This window comes from Pandoraea sputorum, from assembly GCF_000814845.2.
Lineage (GTDB): Bacteria > Pseudomonadota > Gammaproteobacteria > Burkholderiales > Burkholderiaceae > Pandoraea > Pandoraea sputorum.
This window is the reverse complement of sequence record NZ_CP010431.2, coordinates 4,904,715-4,922,123: the sequence shown is the minus strand read 5'-3', so window position 1 is coordinate 4,922,123 and position 17,409 is coordinate 4,904,715. Positions and strand designations below refer to the sequence as shown.

At 63.3% G+C, this 17,409-nt stretch carries 16 protein-coding genes and 1 pseudogene; 14 read left to right on the top strand and 3 right to left on the bottom strand.

The genetic code is table 11. From position 1 onward, the window contains the following. Window positions 1-146: 146 nt before the first annotated feature. Entirely contained in the window at window positions 147-1,760 is a 1,614-nt protein-coding gene (locus NA29_RS21725) for a sensor histidine kinase (protein WP_039393078.1), read from the bottom strand. A 13-nt stretch (window positions 1,761-1,773) separates the two neighbouring features. After that, entirely contained in the window at window positions 1,774-2,463 is a 690-nt protein-coding gene (locus tag NA29_RS21720; RefSeq protein WP_039393077.1) for a response regulator transcription factor, read from the bottom strand. Window positions 2,464-2,665: 202 nt separating this feature from the next. On the opposite strand from NA29_RS21720, the gene recA reads away from it, so the two are divergent. From recA to NA29_RS21680, 8 genes are all read left to right on the top strand, one after another. After that, entirely contained in the window at window positions 2,666-3,730 is a 1,065-nt protein-coding gene (gene recA, locus NA29_RS21715) for a recombinase RecA (RefSeq protein WP_039393076.1), read from the top strand. A gap of 104 nt (window positions 3,731-3,834) precedes the next feature. After that, window positions 3,835-4,380, top strand: coding sequence for a recombination regulator RecX (gene recX, locus NA29_RS21710; protein ID WP_039393075.1), 546 nt, complete (start codon window positions 3,835-3,837; stop codon window positions 4,378-4,380). Between the two features lie 309 nt (window positions 4,381-4,689). Beyond that, window positions 4,690-5,370: a DUF2889 domain-containing protein gene (locus NA29_RS21705; protein ID WP_039401380.1), complete on the top strand. Its 681-nt coding sequence runs from the start codon at window positions 4,690-4,692 to the stop codon at window positions 5,368-5,370. Beyond that, on the top strand, window positions 5,367-6,533 hold the full coding sequence (sucC, locus tag NA29_RS21700; RefSeq protein ID WP_039393074.1) for an ADP-forming succinate--CoA ligase subunit beta: 1,167 nt from the start codon (window positions 5,367-5,369) through the stop codon (window positions 6,531-6,533). Before NA29_RS21705 ends, sucC begins: the two co-directional genes overlap by 4 nt. An 85-nt stretch (window positions 6,534-6,618) precedes the next feature. Continuing rightward, the gene (sucD, locus tag NA29_RS21695; protein ID WP_039393073.1) at window positions 6,619-7,500 is read left to right on the top strand and encodes a succinate--CoA ligase subunit alpha; all 882 of its coding nucleotides are present in this window, start codon (window positions 6,619-6,621) and stop codon (window positions 7,498-7,500) included. A gap of 162 nt (window positions 7,501-7,662) precedes the next feature. Then, window positions 7,663-8,391, top strand: coding sequence for a TerC family protein (locus NA29_RS21690; protein ID WP_039393072.1), 729 nt, complete (start codon window positions 7,663-7,665; stop codon window positions 8,389-8,391). Window positions 8,392-8,584: 193 nt separating this feature from the next. Then, the gene (locus tag NA29_RS21685) at window positions 8,585-9,106 is read left to right on the top strand and encodes a pilin (RefSeq protein ID WP_039393070.1); all 522 of its coding nucleotides are present in this window, start codon (window positions 8,585-8,587) and stop codon (window positions 9,104-9,106) included. 105 nt (window positions 9,107-9,211) lie between these two features. Further along, window positions 9,212-11,008 (top strand): O-antigen ligase family protein, encoded by a 1,797-nt coding sequence (locus NA29_RS21680; RefSeq protein ID WP_150777657.1) that lies wholly within the window; start codon window positions 9,212-9,214, stop codon window positions 11,006-11,008. Between the two features lie 159 nt (window positions 11,009-11,167). Here the strand turns inward: NA29_RS21680 and thiD are convergent, their stop codons facing one another. After that, complete coding sequence (gene thiD, locus NA29_RS21675) at window positions 11,168-12,004, bottom strand: bifunctional hydroxymethylpyrimidine kinase/phosphomethylpyrimidine kinase (protein WP_039401376.1); 837 nt, start codon at window positions 12,002-12,004, stop codon at window positions 11,168-11,170. A 213-nt stretch (window positions 12,005-12,217) separates the two neighbouring features. On the opposite strand from thiD, the gene NA29_RS21670 reads away from it, so the two are divergent. The 6 genes and pseudogenes from NA29_RS21670 to NA29_RS21645 all read left to right on the top strand — a co-directional run bounded on the left by NA29_RS21670 (window position 12,218) and on the right by NA29_RS21645 (window position 17,405). Beyond that, on the top strand, window positions 12,218-12,388 hold the full coding sequence (locus tag NA29_RS21670) for a rubredoxin (RefSeq protein ID WP_006400971.1): 171 nt from the start codon (window positions 12,218-12,220) through the stop codon (window positions 12,386-12,388). Between the two features lie 24 nt (window positions 12,389-12,412). Then, window positions 12,413-13,882 (top strand): hypothetical protein, encoded by a 1,470-nt coding sequence (locus NA29_RS21665; RefSeq protein WP_039393069.1) that lies wholly within the window; start codon window positions 12,413-12,415, stop codon window positions 13,880-13,882. 179 nt (window positions 13,883-14,061) lie between these two features. Further along, window positions 14,062-14,631: a YqgE/AlgH family protein gene (locus NA29_RS21660; protein ID WP_039393068.1), complete on the top strand. Its 570-nt coding sequence runs from the start codon at window positions 14,062-14,064 to the stop codon at window positions 14,629-14,631. Continuing rightward, window positions 14,628-15,068, top strand: coding sequence for a Holliday junction resolvase RuvX (gene ruvX / locus NA29_RS21655; protein ID WP_039393067.1), 441 nt, complete (start codon window positions 14,628-14,630; stop codon window positions 15,066-15,068). Before NA29_RS21660 ends, ruvX begins: the two co-directional genes overlap by 4 nt. Before the next feature lie 98 nt (window positions 15,069-15,166). Further along, a pseudogene (locus NA29_RS21650) lies at window positions 15,167-16,129 on the top strand (aspartate carbamoyltransferase catalytic subunit); the annotation flags it as partial. Window positions 16,130-16,136: 7 nt separating this feature from the next. Further along, window positions 16,137-17,405, top strand: coding sequence for a dihydroorotase (locus tag NA29_RS21645; protein ID WP_039393065.1), 1,269 nt, complete (start codon window positions 16,137-16,139; stop codon window positions 17,403-17,405). Window positions 17,406-17,409: the final 4 nt, after the last annotated feature.

Below are 17,409 nucleotides of genomic sequence, written 5' to 3'. Positions count from 1 at the left end.
CGCCCCTGGGACGCACCCGGGCCGCTGCAATTGATTATTGGAGGGCAACCTTACCGCCGTCTGACGCCAAACTGACTCGAACCTTACGTAGCTAGGGACTTACCCTCGACTTTGGTCGAAATTTGGCCGTATTTAGCGGATTTACGTCACGCATGAGGGTTTTCGATAGGCACCTCGGCGAGCGGTAACGTCACCCGAATGAGTGTGCCGGTTGCTTCGGGATGCTGTGCATCGACATGATCGAGCACGCTCACATCGCCACGATGAATCTGCACGATCTCGCGCACGATCGCGAGACCCAGTCCGCTGCCGTCGCTGTCGCTGCCGAGAATGCGATAAAAGCGCTCGAACACGCGTGGTCGCTCCGACGCAGGAATGCCCGGCCCCGTGTCTTCGACTTCGAGATGCACGAAGCCGTCAGACGCCTCGTGACGCAGACGCACGGTCACCTTGCCGCCGGCTGGCGTATAGCGGATTGCATTGTCGATGAGGTTGTTGAGCAACTCGCGCAACATCACCGGCTGTCCGGACAAATGCACCGGAAACGGCGGCTCCTCGAAGCCGAGGTCGATGCGTTTGGCGAAGGCCGCCTGAAACCAGTCTTGCATGGCGCTACGTGCGAGCAGGCTGAGGTTGAGCGGCGTGAAGGCGGCGGCGTCGTTGGCACTGTTCTCGGCGCGCGCGAGTGCTAGCAACTGGTTGACGAGACGCGCGGCCTGTTCGGAGCTCATCGCGATTTGCGATAGCGAGCGGCGCAGTTCGTCGGGAGACGTCTGACGTAACGCCAGTTCAGCTTGCATGCGAAGGCCCGCGAGCGGTGTCTTGAGCTGGTGTGCAGCGTCTGCAATGAAGCGTTGCTGGAGTTTCATGTTCTGCTCGAGGCGTCCGAGCAGATCGTTCAGCGAATTGACGAGGGGCGCGATTTCCGGCGGTGCTTGTCGCGCTTCAAGGGGCGAAAGATCATCGGGACGCCGTGCCCGAATGTGCTCCTGCAGCGCATGCAGCGGCGCGAGGCCGCGCGACAAACCGAACCAGACGAGTACGATGGCCAGCGGCAGAATCACGAACTGCGGCAGGATCACGCCCTTGATGATTTCGTTGGCCAACTGACTGCGCTTGTCGAGCGTCTCCGCGACCTGTACGAGCGCCATGCTGCCCGGTGGCTGCATGCGCGGCAGATCGACATAAGTGAATGCAACGCGAATGTCGTTGCCGCCCACGGTTTCGTCGCGAAACTGGACCACACCGGGTTGCGGGCGGTCGTCTTCATGCGGCAGCGGCAGTTCTGCCGTGCCGCCCACGAGTTCGCCCTTCGCGCCGAGCACCTGATAGTAGATGTTGTCGGTCGCGTCGGCGCGCAACAGATCGCGTGCGGGCATAGGCAGCGTAAGTGTGACCTGGCCGCGATCCGCGTGAACCTGCTGGGCGAGAACGTAAGTATTGGTCTCCAGCGCACGGTCGAACGGGCCGTCGGCAATCGATTTTGCGACCAGGTACGTCACCGCAATGCTCATCGGCCAGAGCAGCAGCAACGGCGCGAGCATCCAGTCGAGGATCTCGCCGAAGAGCGAGCGCGGCGGCGGCTCGGCCTCGCGCTCCAGTGGCGCGCCGAAGCCCGGACGTACGAAGGGATCGGCGTAAGGGTCGAAGGGATCGGCGGCGTCCACCGACGGGGGGCGCGGGTCGTCCGGATCGGCGTGAGACGCGTTGTCCGACGACGCAGGCGTGGCGCGGTGGGGGTGACGAAAGCTCAAACGCATCGGACGAGCCCGATCATGCCGCGTTGGCGGGGGCCGCTGCCGGCTTCTCCAGACAATATCCCAGCCCGCGGATCGTGGCGATGCGTACGCCGCTCGGCTCGATCTTCTTACGCAGCCGGTGCATGTACACCTCGATGGCGTTGTTGCTCACCTCTTCGCCCCATCCGCAAAGATGGTCGACGAGCTGTTCCTTGGAGACGAGCCGTCCCGTGCGCAGCAGCAGCACTTCGAGCAATTCGAGCTCGCGCGCGGACAGATCGAGCATCTGCTCGTTGATATAGGCGGTGCGACCGACCTGATCGAAGCTCAGTGGCCCGTGACGGATCACCGTCGAGCCGCCACCTGCACCGCGCCGCGTCAACGCCCGCACGCGCGCTTCGAGTTCGGCGAGGGCAAACGGCTTGGCCATATAGTCGTCGGCGCCGAGATCGAGGCCCTTCACGCGGGCGTCGACGCTGTCGGACGCGGTCAGAATCAGAACAGGCAAGTGGGAATTGCGGGCGCGCAGGCGGCGCAGGACTTCGTGACCGGGAAGGCGGGGCAGACCGAGGTCGAGAATCAGCAGGTCGAATGTCTGGGCGGACAGCGCGGAATCGGCTTCGAGCCCCGTTTTGACGTGATCGACGGCGTAGCCCCCCTGACGCAGCGAGCGGGTCAGGGCGTCGGCCAGAATGCTGTCATCCTCTGCGATGAGAATTCGCATGGGCGTGATAGGCTTGTGTAGGCACCAATGCCTGACGGCACGGGTGTGTCTCCTGTGATGTTGCGGCGCGTGGTTCGCGGCTTTTTTTGTCGTTTCGGCGCTTTCGGACAACAGGCACTTGCAAAGAGCACTGGTTTTTTATACAGTACCGGCAGTCACGCCTCACTCGAGCCGTCTCGCTCATCATATCAAAGGACGATTCATGGAAGAAAGCAAGAAAGGGTCTGCCAATCTGTCGGCCGAGAAAGGCAAGGCGCTCGCCGCCGCCCTCGCGCAGATCGAGAAGCAATTCGGCAAGGGCTCGATCATGCGTCTCGGCGACGGCGAGGTCGAAGCGGACATCCAGGTCGTCTCCACGGGCTCGCTGGGTCTGGACATCGCGCTGGGCGTCGGCGGCCTGCCGCGCGGCCGTGTGATCGAAATTTACGGCCCGGAATCGTCGGGTAAGACTACGCTCACGCTGCAAGTCGTGGCGGAAATGCAGAAGATCGGCGGCACCTGCGCGTTCATCGATGCAGAGCATGCCCTCGACGTCGGTTACGCCAACAAGCTGGGCGTCTCGGTGCCGGAACTGCTGATCTCGCAGCCGGACACGGGCGAACAGGCGCTGGAGATCGCCGATGCACTGGTGCGCTCGGGCTCGATCGATCTCATCATCATCGACTCGGTTGCGGCACTGGTGCCGAAGGCTGAAATCGAAGGCGAGATGGGCGATTCGCTGCCGGGTCTTCAGGCACGTCTGATGTCGCAGGCGCTGCGTAAGCTGACCGGCACCATCAAGCGCACGAATTGCACGGTGATCTTCATCAACCAGATTCGTATGAAGATCGGCGTCATGTTCGGCAACCCGGAAACGACGACCGGCGGTAACGCACTGAAGTTCTACTCGTCGGTGCGTCTGGACATCCGCCGTATCGGTTCGATCAAGAAGGGCGACGAGGTGGTCGGTAACGAAACCCGCGTCAAGGTCGTCAAGAACAAGGTGTCGCCGCCGTTCCGCGAAGCGATTTTCGACATTCTCTACGGTCAGGGTATCTCGCGCGAAGGCGAAATCATCGATCTGGGTGTCAACGCGAAGATCGTCGAGAAGGCCGGTGCCTGGTACAGCTACAACGGCGAGAAGATCGGTCAGGGCAAGGACAACGCGCGGGAATTCCTGCGCGAAAATCCGGAAATCGCCCACGAGATCGAGAACAAGGTCCGTGCATCGCTGGGTGTGACGGCGATCAACGAAACCGGTGAGATCGAAGAAGACGACGAGGCCTGATCGTTTGATTGGCGCCTGAGTTGTTGGAACGGCAGCGCGAGGCCCTACGGCGTCGCGCTGCCGTTTTGCATTCTTGCTGCGCATAGCAGCGCTACGATGAACTCATGATCAATCGACGTCCTCCCCGTGATCCGAATGCGCCGCCGCCCCCGCCGGGCGACGAGGCCGTCGCGGTCAAGCGGTCTCGCAAACCGACGCTGAGTCTGAAAGGACGGGCGCTGTCCTATCTGGCACGTCGTGAATACAGTCGGGCGGAACTGCGTCGCAAGCTCACGCCTTACGCGGATGCCGAGGACCCCGAAGCACTCGAGCGCGTGCTCGACGCGCTTGAGCAGGAACGATGGCTGTCGAACGAACGATTCGCGGAAAGTGTGGTGAACCGGCGCGCCTCGCGCATGGGCACGTCGCGCATCGTCGGCGAGCTCAAGCAGCATCAGGTCGACGCGGAAACCGTCGCTGCGATCTCCGAGCAATTGCGGGAGACCGAACTCGCGCGCGCCCGGACCGTCTGGCAAAAGAAGTTCGGCGAAGTCGCCACCACGCCCGAAGCGCGCGCCAAGCAGATGCGCTTTCTGGCGGCGCGCGGTTTTTCGCGTACCGTTATCAGCAAAATCGTGCGGGGCGCGGACGAGTTTCTGGACGACGTCTGATACCGATACCATCACTTTTGTTATGGATGCATGCGCATTCATTGACGAATCGTTCATCGCGCCCGCCTTCACGCAAGCCGCGTAAATGCTCGCGTGACACGACGATGAATCTCGTGTGACGCGTGGTGTCTCGCTTATCGCGATATGGCGTCGCACCATGCGTGCCCGTCACTCGGAATTTTGATAACCCGACCGATGGGTCGGGTAATTCAGCCTTATGCGACGGGCTTCTGCTGCGCTGCGGCAGACGGCGCTGTCGCCTATGCTAGAATCAAGATCTTTCTGCGTTCATGCATTGCACACTTCCGCATGCCGCTCTCCGCGCCTGCCCCTCGTACCTTGCGTCACCGTCGCACGATCGCTGTTGAAGCGTATTCGCGCGAGGATGGCCTATGGGACATCGAAGCCCGACTTACCGATCACAAGGATCGGGATTTTGCATTGGCGACGGGCCTTCGCAAGGAAGGCACGCCGATCCACGAGCTATGGCTGCGGTTGACGATCGACGAAGATTTCGAAGTGCATGACGCCGAGGCCGTCTCCGACTGGGTGCCTTATCCCGGTATTTGCGATCAGATAGGCCCCGAATATCGTCAATTGATCGGTCTTAACCTGCGGCACGGCTTCCGCCGCGGGGTCCGCGAGCGCCTCGGCGGCGCGGCGGGCTGTACCCATCTCACAGAACTTTGCAGTGTCCTGCCGACGGCAGCGATTCAGGCGTTTGCCGGCGTGGTGATTCATACCCCCGACACGGCGGCGGCCAACGATGCCGAGAATTCGGCACCTCCTTTCCAACTCGGACATTGTCACGCCCTGCGGTTTGATGGCGAGGCGGTGCGCCGGTTTTACCCGCGCTGGTTCAACGGCCGCGCAAACGATCGAGCGAACGAGCCCACGACGCCCGTCACATCAGAAGCGGTGCGCGATGAGGCCTCGACTCGCAAGCTCGAACCCAAACTTCCAACTCAGCAAGAAGGGAATCACGCATGAAGATTCATGAGTATCAAGGCAAGGAAATCCTCCGGAAATTCGGAGTCGCGGTGCCCCGCGGCATTCCGGCGTTTTCCGTGGACGAGGCCGTGAAGGCAGCCGAAGAACTCGGCGGTCCGGTTTGGGTGGTCAAGGCCCAGATTCACGCAGGCGGTCGCGGTAAGGGCGGCGGCGTGAAGGTTGCTAAGACGATCGAGCAAGTGCGTGAATACGCCAGCCAGATCCTCGGCATGCAACTGGTCACGCACCAGACCGGTCCGGAAGGTCAGAAGGTCAATCGCCTGCTGATCGAAGAAGGCGCCGACATCAACAACGAACTGTACGTCAGCCTGGTGGTTGACCGCGTCACGCAGAAGATCGTGATGATGGGTTCGAGCGAAGGCGGCATGGACATTGAAGAAGTCGCCGAAAAGCACCCGGAACTGATCCACCACGTTGTGATCGATCCGTCGGTTGGCCTGACGGACGCGCAAGCCGACGACTTCGCCAAGAAGATCAGCGTGCCGGAAGGTTCGGTGTCGCAAGCGCGCACGATCCTGCAGGGTCTGTACAAGGCCTTCTGGGAAACGGACGCTTCGCTGGCCGAAATCAACCCGCTGAACGTGAGCAAGAACGGCACGGTCACGGCACTGGACGCCAAGTTCAACTTCGACTCGAACGCCCTGTATCGTCATCCGGAAATCGTCGCTTACCGCGATCTGGACGAAGAAGATCCGGCTGAAGTCGAAGCCTCGAAGTTCGATCTGGCGTACATCTCGCTCGACGGCAACATCGGCTGCCTGGTGAACGGCGCCGGTCTGGCCATGGCCACGATGGACACCATCAAGCTGTTCGGCGGCGAGCCGGCCAACTTCCTGGACGTGGGCGGTGGCGCCACGGCAGAGAAGGTGACCGAAGCGTTCAAGATCATGCTGAAGAACCCGAACCTGACGGCCATTCTGGTCAACATCTTCGGTGGCATCATGCGTTGCGACGTGATCGCCGAAGGCGTGATCACGGCGTCGAAGGCTGTGTCGCTCAAGGTGCCGCTCGTCGTGCGCATGAAGGGCACGAACGAAGACCTGGGCAAGAAGATGCTCGCCGAATCCGGTCTGCCGATCATCTCTGCGGACAGCATGGAAGAAGCTGCCCAGAAGGTTGTCGCGGCTGCCGCAGGCAAGTAACCAGAACAGTCGAAGCCATTGCGGCGTGCCGCTCCCGAAAGGCTGAGCGCACACCGTCAGGCAACAGGACGAAGGAAATCAAGCAATGTCGATTCTGATCAACAAAGATACCAAGGTCATCACCCAAGGTATTACTGGCAAGACCGGCCAGTTCCACACCCGTATGTGCCGCGAATACGCGAACGGCAAGAACGCGTTCGTCGCTGGCGTGAACCCGAAGAAGGCCGGCGAGGACTTCGAAGGCATTCCGATCTACGGTTCGGTGAAGGACGCGAAGGAACAGACCGGCGCGACCGTTTCGGTGATCTACGTGCCGCCCGCAGGCGCTGCTGCCGCCATCTGGGAAGCCGTCGAAGCCGACCTGGATCTGGCGATCTGTATCACGGAAGGCATTCCGGTCCGTGACATGATCGAAGTGAAGGACCGTATGCGTCGCGAAGGTCGCAAGACCCTGCTGCTCGGACCGAACTGCCCGGGCGTGATCACGCCGGACGAACTGAAGATCGGCATCATGCCGGGTCATATCCACAAGAAGGGTCGCATCGGCGTGGTCTCGCGCTCGGGCACCCTGACGTACGAAGCCGTGGGCCAGTTGACCGCTCTGGGTCTGGGCCAGTCGAGCGCCGTCGGTATCGGTGGCGACCCGATCAACGGTCTGAAGCACATCGACGTCATGCAAATGTTCAACGACGATCCGGAAACGGACGCTGTGATCATGATCGGTGAAATCGGTGGTCCGGACGAAGCCGCTGCCGCCGAGTGGATCAAGGGCAACATGAAGAAGCCGGTCGTCGGCTTCATCGCAGGCGTCACGGCGCCCCCGGGCAAGCGCATGGGCCACGCCGGCGCGCTGATCTCGGGCGGTGCCGATACGGCCGAAGCCAAGCTGGCCATCATGGATGCCTGCGGCATCAAGGTGACCCGCAACCCGTCGGAAATGGGCCGTCTGCTCAAGGCAGCGCTGTAATTCCCGCCGAACGACCCAGTCGTTGCAGTCGCCGGAACCGGCGGCGGCGCGTCGGGTCTTGAAAGAGGGAGCCCGGAACATCGGGCTCCCTCTTTTGTCTTTGTGCCGTGATTGGCATCATCCGTCTGACTGGTTTCAAACGTTCCCCGAGGATTTCCGCGCATGCTTGCGTTTTTTGCCGAGCTGAACTGGGCCGCCGTGCTGCAGATCATCATGATCGACATCCTGCTGGGTGGCGATAACGCTGTGGTGATCGCGCTCGCCTGTCGCAATCTGCCGGCCAAGCAACGGCTGCAAGGCATTGTCTGGGGCACGATCGGGGCAATCGTCCTGCGCGTGATTCTGATTGCATTTGCCGTGACGCTGCTTGCCGTGCCGTATCTGAAGGCCATTGGCGGGTTGTTGCTGCTCTGGATCGGTACCAAGCTGCTGGTGCCCGACCATGACGCGCACGACAGCGTCAAACCGGCCGACAAGCTCTGGACGGCGGTCAAGACGATCATCGTGGCCGATCTGGTGATGAGCATCGACAACGTGATCGCCATTGCCGGGGCTGCGGAAGGCGCGGCCGACCACCATCAATTGCCGTTGGTGATCTTCGGTCTGCTCGTGAGCATTCCGCTTATCGTCTGGGGCTCGCAACTGGTGCTCAAGGCGCTCGATCGTTTCCCGGTCATCGTGATGGCCGGGGCGGCGTTGCTTGGATGGATCGCTGGCGGTCTGATCGTCTCGGACCCGGGCGTCGGTCATCTACTGCACCTGCCGGGGGATGCGGCGAAATACACGCATTACGTGGCGTCGGCCATCGGTGCGCTGTTCGTCCTGATCGTGGGGCTGGTCCTCAAGCGACGCAGCGAGGCACGTCAGATGCGTGCAACCTCTTCGAAATAATCGGGTCCATTGCCGGGACCGCGGGTCTTGTCGGATGAATCGTCCGGCTTCGCATCGGACGATTCCGTAGACCGATAAGGCTTGGGCCGATTTTGATCTGCGGCAGGGCATTCGCTGAGGGGGCTATGTCATACTCCGCCCACTTCCCCCCGATGTCCCTTTTGTTTTCATTGCTTTTGCAGGGAGTTACACAATGCGTCGTTTCGGCCACCGGACTACCGGTCTCGCCAAATCCCGGGGTTTCACCCTGATCGAACTGATGATCGTGCTGGCGATCATCGGCGTACTGGTTACGGCAGGGGTTCCGTATCTGCAGAATTATCTTGTGCGCGCACGTGTCGTCGAAGGGTTGGGCGCTGCGGCGTCGGCCAAGGCGCTCGTGAGCGAGAACGCCATGCATGGTGCACCGTTCAACAGCGGCTGGCAGGCGCCGAGCCCGACGGACAACGTGAGCGGTGTGAGCATCGATTCCGTGAGTGGCAACGTCACGGTGGCCTACACGCAGCGCGCGGGCGATGGCGCGATCGTGCTCGTGCCGACGAGTGCGGGCGCATCGGGCACGCCTGCGGCGCTGTCCGTCGGCAAGGCGCCGGAAGGTCAGATCGTCTGGACGTGCTATGCACAGGGCCGCGCAGGCGCGCCGGGCGGCGCGACATTGCCGGGCAAGCTGGCACCGCCTGAGTGCCGTGGCGAAACGACGGCCAAGTCGAGCTAAAGACTGCGTCATCACGCGCGTCAGACACGAAATGGCTGCCCTCGGGTGGCCATTTTTTCGTTATGCTTGCGCATCTTCCAACCGGTGCATTGCACGGCGGCGATCTTGTTTCCTCCTCTGCTTCTTTCGATGATCGGGCTTACGCTCGCCCTGATCTGGGCGTTGCCCTACAACCTCGTCAAACACACGTATCCGATCTCGACGTTCTATTCGGAAGCGCTGACCTTCTGTCTTTTCGCGCTGCTCGGCGCGTTGTCGATGGTGGCGGTCTGGCAGCGTGACGGACGTGCGCTGCGCATGCCACGCGTCACATGGATGCCACTGGCGTTTATCGCCGTCGTCCTGGTGCAGCGCGCCACGATGCCGACCGAGCTGCCGCAGTTGATGATGACGGCATTGCTGTACGGGGTTGCGATGATCGTCGCGGTCAACACCGGGTACTGGCTCGCGCAGTTGGGGTGGCGCGGTGTCCTCATGCGCTGGAGCGCGGTGGCGCTCACGCTGGGCGGGTTGTATGCCGTGGGGACACAGGTCGTGCAGGCGTTTCATCTGGAAGCGAATGTGCCGTGGCTCGTGGCGAAGTACACCGTCACAGCGGCACGCCGTCTGTTCGGCAACATGTATCAGCCCAATCATCTGGCGACCTACCTGTCGATGGCGAGCGCAGGGGCGTTCTATCTTTGGTATCAGCGAAAGCTGCCCGCCTGGACGTTGCTGCTCGTCCTTGCGATTTTCGACATCGGCATCTGTCTGACGGGCTCGCGTGCGCCTTGGCTGCAACTCGCGTTGTTGTGCGCATTCGGGGTGTGGCTCGTGTGGGTGGAGCGCGTGGAAGAAACGCGCAATATGCGGCGTTCGATGCGCTGGTTTGTGCCCGCCGCCATTTTGCCGTTGCTGGGGCTGATGACGATGGTCGTCGGCTGGGCGAATGTGAACTGGGGGCTGCAACTCGACGGAAGTGCCGTGGCGCGCATGCAGCAGGCGGGGCAGGTGGCCGGGCGACTGAATCTGTGGGAGTACGGACTGGCGATCTTCCGCGAGCACTGGTTCTTCGGTGCGGGCTGGTCGAATTACATCGACGCGCAGTTCGCGCTGGTCGACAAGCTCGGACCGGTCGAAATGGCAGACAACGCGCATAACGTCTTGCTCGATCTGCTGGCGAAGACGGGCATTGTCGGCACGCTGGCGGTGTTGCTGCCGCTGGCGTTTTGGTTTGCGCGTGCGGTGCGTGGCCTTAAGTCGGCCCCGATTGCGTTCGCATTCATCCTGCTCGGCATGCTGGCGATGCATGCGATGCTGGAGTATCCGCAGCACTATGCATTCTTCCTGCTGCCCGGCTTGTTCCTGCTCGGATTCTGCGAGACGAAGCCGATTGATAGCGTGTCGCCGACGGCGACGGGGGCCATCAATGGCGTGATCGTGCTGTTCGCATGCGTGGCGATTCCGTGGCTGTATCACGATTACCAGCGCGTCGAGGTGGCGTATCGCGCGGGCAAGATCGAAACGTATCGCACCGATCCGGCGCTATTCTTCGCGCCCTATGGCGATTACGCTGTGACTGGCGCGTTGTATCTCAGTCGCGATCAGCTCGACGAAAAGCTGGCCGCCCATCGCGAAGCGCTGGCGCTGGGTGCCGGGCCGACGATGATCAAGCGCTACATCGTGTTGCTGGCGCTGGCAGGGCGCGACGACGAGGCGCTGCAGGACATTCAGCGTCTGAAGAACTACAACATGCTGATCTTCGAGGGACAGTACGCGTCGCTGGTGCGCATGTTGCGCGCGCAGGGCGACGATCTGAAGCCGTTCGTCAAACGTGTCATCGACGCATGGGGACGCCCGAAGGGCGAGTCCGATCAGGACGCGATGGCGGTGCCGACCGACGGGGCGAGCCGCTCGTCTTGAACCGTCGTCGCCCTTCGCCACGGACTGTGGTGATGCGACACCCCAACCCGACGCCAACGAAAAAACGCCCGCAGCGATCGCGGGCGTTTTTTTATCCGGACACCGGTTCGTCAAGCGAATCCGACGCGACGTCTGATGCCTGCCGACCGGGGAGGCTGCTTAAGCCTGTGCGCCGCTATCGTCCTGCTCGGTTTCCTCGGTACGCGCCCAGAAGAAGCGATCGGGGAAGTGGCGGCCCATGCCGGGGCGAAACGCGTTTTCGAGCACCTGCTGTAGATACTCCTGCGCTTCGCGCACGGCCTCCGGCACGGCAAGGCCGTTGGCGAGCATGGCGGTCACGGCGGCGGCGAGCGTGTCGATCGCGCCCGCAACGTTGTGGGCCGGACGGTCCCAGGCGTCTTCGCGGACGACACCGCCATCGCTGTAGAGCGTATGCGTGAACTGCGGGGCGTTGCCGTCGCTGATCAGTACGAACTCGCAGCCGTTTTCCAGCAGGATCGAGACCGCTTCGTCGAGGGCCAGATTTTCGTTCTCGGTGATCGTCTGCGCCAGCGCGACGGCGCTCTGCGGACTCACGACCAGCACGCTTGCCTGCGGCACGAGCAGGCTGGCGGTGGCTTCTCGCAATTCGTCGGTCGAGAGCAGATGCTCGCCCGCCAGCCCGAAGTCCGGCGCGACGACGAGGGGTGTTTCGTCATAGTCGGCCACGATCTCGGCAATGGCGGCGACGTTATCGGCATTCACCGCGCTGCCGACCTTGAAGGCGGCGACCGGCATGTCTTCGAGCAACATGCGGGCTTGATCGCCGATCCAGTCGGGATCGATGGGTTGCACGTCGTCGCACGAACGCGAGTCCTGTGAGGAGTAGCCGGTGAGGACCGACACGCCGTAGCCGCCCATGCTGGCGAAGGTGAGCAGGTCGGCCTGCACGCCGGTGGCCGAAGTGGGGTCGGAAAGCCCGAAGGTCAGGAGAATGGGTGGAGATTCAGTGTGCATGGAGGCTGGATAGACGGCGATCTGGTCAGGCTTTGGGTTCGTTGGTACCATCACGCCTTAAATGCCCGTTTCGGAGCGCTCGAAAGCGCCGTGGGCAGCGCCCGCCGGACAGTGCACCGGCAGGGTTCCCACAAGACCGTCCGGCATCTCTGCCGACGGGACCCGAAGCGGTTGACAAGCCATTGTAACGGAACGCTCGTCGCTGAAGAAAGAATGGAATACAAGAGCTGGATGTGCCTCATTTGCGGCTGGATTTACGACGAAGAGGCAGGATTGCCCGACGAGGGCATTGCGCCCGGTACGCGCTGGGAAGACGTGCCGATCAACTGGACCTGCCCGGAGTGCGGCGCTCGTAAGGAAGACTTCGAGATGGTGCAGATCTGAGGCCGAACGGCCAGGAGATGGCCCATGGTGATGCCTGAGTCGTCCGGATTGTCCGGATCGTCCGAAGTGCCGCAATCAGCTTCCGATTCCGTCGCCCCTGTTGCAACGAACGCCGCGCGAGAGACGCGAGAGACGCGTGAGGCACGGGATGCGCCGTTGTGGCGTCTGCCCGAAGTTGCACAAGCGCTGACCGAAGCGTCCGATGCCTGGTCCAACGGCCCGGCAGCGGCGCTCGGCCCGTTACGGCGTGCGAACCGGCTGCTTCAGTCGAGCGGTCACGCCGACTGGGCGTTGCATGGCGAGCGTCTCGTGAAGGCGATTGCCGAGGCCGCCTATGGCGAGCCGGGCAGTCAAGACACACAACGCAATGCGCTGCGGCAGTTCGAACGCGATATCTGGCAGGCGGGGGCGGTGACGCCACCCGTCGCGTCGGCGTCCTCGACATCTTCCGCAGCTTCTGCGTCTTCTGCATCCCCGAGTCCCGACAGTTGGCCTGGCGCACCTACGCCGGGCGAGCTTCGTATGGCGGGATGGGCGATTGCTCAGCCGCGTCTGCATGGATTGCCCGCGGGCACGGCCCCGTTGCGCGCAGACGTCGAGCGTGTGCTCCTGCGTCTGCTGCGCCCGGATGCCGACACCATCGATACCACGGCGGCGCTGGGGCAACTGGCGGATCTCGCGGCTGATCTGCACCGAGCCGGGGCGACCGCACCGCTCGACTACTGGCGTCTGGCGGCAGCCTGGCTGCGCTTCGCCCGTGCGCCGCTCTCCATGGCGGACAAGCGGCAGATCGGTCGTATGAACATGGCGCTGCGCAAGCAACTGACGCGTCCGGCCGAACCGGCTGAGGGCGGTGCGGTCGACTCGTCGACGGCATCGGCGTCGGCAGCGGGTGCGTCCAAAGCGGCATCGGAATTCGTCCCCGGACACGATCTCCTCGAAGCGCTGGCGACCTGGCATGCCCAGGCGCCCGATAGCTGGCTCGGCACGCTGCTGGCCGATTTCGGCGTATTGCGCCGTCCCGGCCATCTGCCCGAGCCGTTGGCCGACGCGGCGCAGGCAGGCCAGAAGCAGGGCGCGGGCGCGAGTTCGCGTGACTGGCTGCGCATCGGACCGCTGGCGATTCGGCAAGACGTCTGCCAGACGTTCCTGAGTCTGGCGGATGAGGCGCTCCCGAATCTGAACGATCCTGCGGTGGCCGCGCAAGTGGCGCAGTATTCTGCGGCCATCGGGCTTGCCCCGGTGGCACGACTAGCGGCCGCAGTGGCCGCCACCGGCGAACGGCTGGCGGCGTCGCCCCCGGCGGAACCGGGTGGTCCGGCGGCGTTGGCCATGACGGTCAAAGCGCTGCGCGGCATGCTGCACCAGTTCGCGGCGGACACCTATCCCGAGTCGCGGCCCGATCTGATCGCCGAGATGGCCCTGTGGCGCGAGCGTGCGCTTGACGCCAGCGTGTTCGGACAGCGGCTAGTCACCGGGCGTGACGTTCCGTGATACAGTCGGCCCAAAGGCTGCCGTTGGCGGCCGATGGCCGTATCACGATGCGGAAAAAGTTCGTCCGCTGACCGGCCGCGGCAAGTGACGCAGGGCGCCTGAGGGGCGTGGGTGTCAGCGCTGCGGGGCGCGAAACCGGGCGGCAGTCCGTCAAACAGGTTCCGATAAATTTTGGCCCTATGCCGAACGACCGTATCAACCTTACCAATCAGTTCCTCATCGCCATGCCGGGCATGGCTGATCCTACTTTTTCCGGCACCGTCGTCTATCTGTGCGAGCACAGTGAAAAGGGCGCGATCGGGTTGGTGATCAACCGTCCGACCGACATCGATCTCGCGTCGCTGTTCGAGCGGCTCGATCTCAAGCTGGAAATCGATCCCCTTGCGCATCAACCGGTCTTCTTCGGCGGCCCGGTGCAGACCGAGCGCGGCTTTGTGCTGCACGACGCCACGGGCACGCCATACAGTTCGTCGCTGTCGGTGCCGGGCGGTCTGGAGATGACCACGTCCAAGGACGTGCTCGAAGCCGTCGCCAATGGCCAGGGACCGAACCGCTTCCTGCTCACGCTGGGCCATTCGGGCTGGAGTGCAGGGCAACTGGAAGATGAAATCAGCCGTAACGGCTGGCTGACGGTGGCGGCCGATCCGGGCATCGTGTTCGATGTGCCGCCGGCTGAGCGTTTCGACGCTGCGCTGGCGCTGCTTGGCGTCACGTCGTCGATGCTGTCCGCCGACGCGGGTCACGCATGACCGCTGGCAAGACGGCGGGCAGTTCCACGGTGCTTGGTTTCGATTACGGCGAGCGCCGTATCGGGGTTGCGATCGGCAATCTGATGCTGCGCGAGGCGCGCGCTCTCACGGTCGTCGCCAATCTGAATCGCGACGTTCGCTTCGCCGAAATGGGCAAACTCATCGCCGAGTGGCAACCCGAGCTCATCGTCGTAGGCCTGCCGTGCCATCCGGACGGCACGCCGCACGAGATGACCCAGCAGGCCAAGCGCTTCGGCAATCAACTCAACGGGCGGTTCGACGTGCCTGTGGTCTGGGTCGACGAGCGCTATTCGTCGGTGGCCGCTGCGGCGGCGCTGGCCGAGGCGGGCGTCAAGGTCTCGCAAAAGACGTCGCTCGACGCCGAAGCCGCCCGCATCATCCTCCAGCAGTACTTCGACGAGCATGTGCCTGCCTGACATTCCCACGTCTCACGCGACGCAGGCCACTGCGGCAGCGCTGGCCATCCACAGCCTCGCCACGGAGTGCGCCCATGGCTAACGGCATTCTCGGCCGTCGCGGCCATCCCCAACTCACCCGCAATGGCGAATTGAAGCATCTGCTGACGGTCGAGGGGTTGCCGCGTGCCGTGCTCATGCACATTCTCGACACGGCTACGCAGTTCGTGAGCGTGAACGATGCCGACGTCAAAAAGGTGCCGCTGCTGAGCGGCAAATCCGTTTTCAATCTGTTCTTCGAGAACTCGACGCGTACGCGTACGACGTTCGAAATCGCAGCAGCGCGCCTGTCCGCAGATGTGCTGAATCTGAATATCAATGCATCGTCGACGAGCAAGGGCGAGACGCTGCTCGATACCATTGGCAACCTGTCGGCGATGCATGCGGATCTGTTCGTCGTGCGTCACGCGCAATCGGGCGCGCCGTATCTGATCGCTGAGCATTGCGCGCCGCACGTCCACGTGATCAACGCAGGTGACGGGCGCCATGCGCACCCGACGCAGGGCTTGCTCGACATGTACACGATTCGCCATCACAAGGGCGAATTCCAGAATCTGACGGTGGCGATCGTGGGCGACATTCTGCATTCGCGCGTCGCCCGCTCCGACATCCATGCACTGACGACGCTCGGTGTGCCCGAAGTGCGCGCCATCGGCCCGCGCACGCTGCTGCCGACAGGCCTTGAGCAACTCGGGGTGCGCGTGTTTCACGACATGGACGAAGGGTTGCGAGACGTCGACGTCATCATCATGCTGCGATTGCAGAACGAACGAATGAACGGCGCGTTGTTGCCCTCGGCGTCCGAGTACTTCAAGTATTACGGACTGACGCCGGCGCGCCTGGCGCTCGCGAAGCCCGATGCCATCGTGATGCATCCCGGCCCGATGAACCGGGGCGTGGAGATCGACTCGGCGGTGGCGGACGGCCCGCAGTCGGTCATCCTCGAACAAGTCTCCTTCGGCATTGCCGTGCGGATGGCGGTGATGAGTATCGTCGCCCAGAACAACGGAAACAACGGGTAAGCGCGCCATGAAACTGCATCTGAAGGGTGGGCGCGTAATCGATCCTGCAACGCGTCTCGACCGCGTACAGGACGTCTTTATCGCCGACGGCGAACTGCTGACGCTCGATGCATCGCCAGCCGACTTCACGGCCGAGCGCACCGTCGACGCGAAAGGACTGGTCGTCGTGCCGGGCCTCGTCGATCTGTCCGCACGGCGCATGACGGCGGCAAGCGAAGCGACGGCGGCCCTCGCCGGTGGCGTGACGCGCGTGGTGTGCCCGCCCGACACCGATCCCGTACTCGACGAGCCGGACCTTGTGGAGATGCTGCAACTGCGCGCCCGCGCAACGTATCTCGCGCAGGTTCATCCGTTGGGTGCGTTGACGGTCGGTCTCGCAGGCCGCGAACTCACCGAAATGGCGCAACTGACGCAAGCCGGATGCATCGGTCTGTCGCAGGCGAACGCCGCAATGGCCGACAACCGCACGCTGCTGCGCGCGCTGCAATACGCTGGCACATTCGGGCTGACGGTCTGGCTGCGGCCGCAGGATGCCGCACTCGCGGCGGGCGGCGTGGCCGCAAGCGGCGCGGTGGCGTCGCGTCTCGGGTTGGTAGGCATTCCGGTCGCGGCCGAGACCATCGCGTTGCATACCATTCTCGAACTCGTTCGCGTGACGGGCACGCGCGTGCACCTGTGCCGTCTGTCGTCGGCGGCAGGTCTCGCGCTCGTGCGTGCGGCGAAAGCCGAAGGATTGCCGATCACGTGCGATGTCGCCGCGCACCATCTCCATCTCACGGACATGGACATCGGGTACTTTGATGCGCAATACCGGCTCGATCCGCCGCTGCGCTCGCAACGCGATCGCGAAGCCGTGCGTGAAGCCGCGCGAGACGGTACGATTGACGCCGTTTGCTCGGACCATACGCCGCTTGCGCCCGACGCTCGTCTCGTCCCCTTCGCCGAAGCCGAGCCAGGGGCAACGGGCCTCGAACTGCTCCTGTCGCTGGTGTTGAAGTGGGCCGAGGAGTCGCGGGTGCCACTCGTCGACGCGCTCGCCCGAGTGACGCACGGTCCCGGCCAGCGATTGACGGCGGTGGCACCGGGAGCTGGTCGTTTGTCGCCGGGCCACGCGGCGGATGTCTGCGTGTTCGCGCCGTCGACTTACTGGACCGTGTCTGCGCCGCAGTTGCGCAGCGCCGGTCATAACACCCCGTTTCTGGGATACGAACTACCGGGCCAGGTACGGCTCACGCTGGTCGGTGGCCGCGTGGCGTACGAAGCCCCTTGCGTCTAGGATG

Excerpts from the sequence above, each read along its gene's own strand:
- NA29_RS21725 (WP_039393078.1), bottom strand. The coding sequence starts at position 1,760 with ATGCGTTTGAGCTTTCGTCACCCCCACCGCGCCACGCCTGCGTCGTCG.
- NA29_RS21720 (WP_039393077.1), bottom strand. The coding sequence starts at position 2,463 with ATGCGAATTCTCATCGCAGAGGATGACAGCATTCTGGCCGACGCCCTG.
- recA (WP_039393076.1), top strand. The coding sequence starts at position 2,666 with ATGGAAGAAAGCAAGAAAGGGTCTGCCAATCTGTCGGCCGAGAAAGGC.
- recX (WP_039393075.1), top strand. The coding sequence starts at position 3,835 with ATGATCAATCGACGTCCTCCCCGTGATCCGAATGCGCCGCCGCCCCCG.
- NA29_RS21705 (WP_039401380.1), top strand. The coding sequence starts at position 4,690 with ATGCCGCTCTCCGCGCCTGCCCCTCGTACCTTGCGTCACCGTCGCACG.
- sucC (WP_039393074.1), top strand. The coding sequence starts at position 5,367 with ATGAAGATTCATGAGTATCAAGGCAAGGAAATCCTCCGGAAATTCGGA.
- sucD (WP_039393073.1), top strand. The coding sequence starts at position 6,619 with ATGTCGATTCTGATCAACAAAGATACCAAGGTCATCACCCAAGGTATT.
- NA29_RS21690 (WP_039393072.1), top strand. The coding sequence starts at position 7,663 with ATGCTTGCGTTTTTTGCCGAGCTGAACTGGGCCGCCGTGCTGCAGATC.
- NA29_RS21685 (WP_039393070.1), top strand. The coding sequence starts at position 8,585 with ATGCGTCGTTTCGGCCACCGGACTACCGGTCTCGCCAAATCCCGGGGT.
- thiD (WP_039401376.1), bottom strand. The coding sequence starts at position 12,004 with ATGCACACTGAATCTCCACCCATTCTCCTGACCTTCGGGCTTTCCGAC.
- NA29_RS21670 (WP_006400971.1), top strand. The coding sequence starts at position 12,218 with ATGGAATACAAGAGCTGGATGTGCCTCATTTGCGGCTGGATTTACGAC.
- NA29_RS21665 (WP_039393069.1), top strand. The coding sequence starts at position 12,413 with ATGGTGATGCCTGAGTCGTCCGGATTGTCCGGATCGTCCGAAGTGCCG.
- NA29_RS21660 (WP_039393068.1), top strand. The coding sequence starts at position 14,062 with ATGCCGAACGACCGTATCAACCTTACCAATCAGTTCCTCATCGCCATG.
- ruvX (WP_039393067.1), top strand. The coding sequence starts at position 14,628 with ATGACCGCTGGCAAGACGGCGGGCAGTTCCACGGTGCTTGGTTTCGAT.
- NA29_RS21645 (WP_039393065.1), top strand. The coding sequence starts at position 16,137 with ATGAAACTGCATCTGAAGGGTGGGCGCGTAATCGATCCTGCAACGCGT.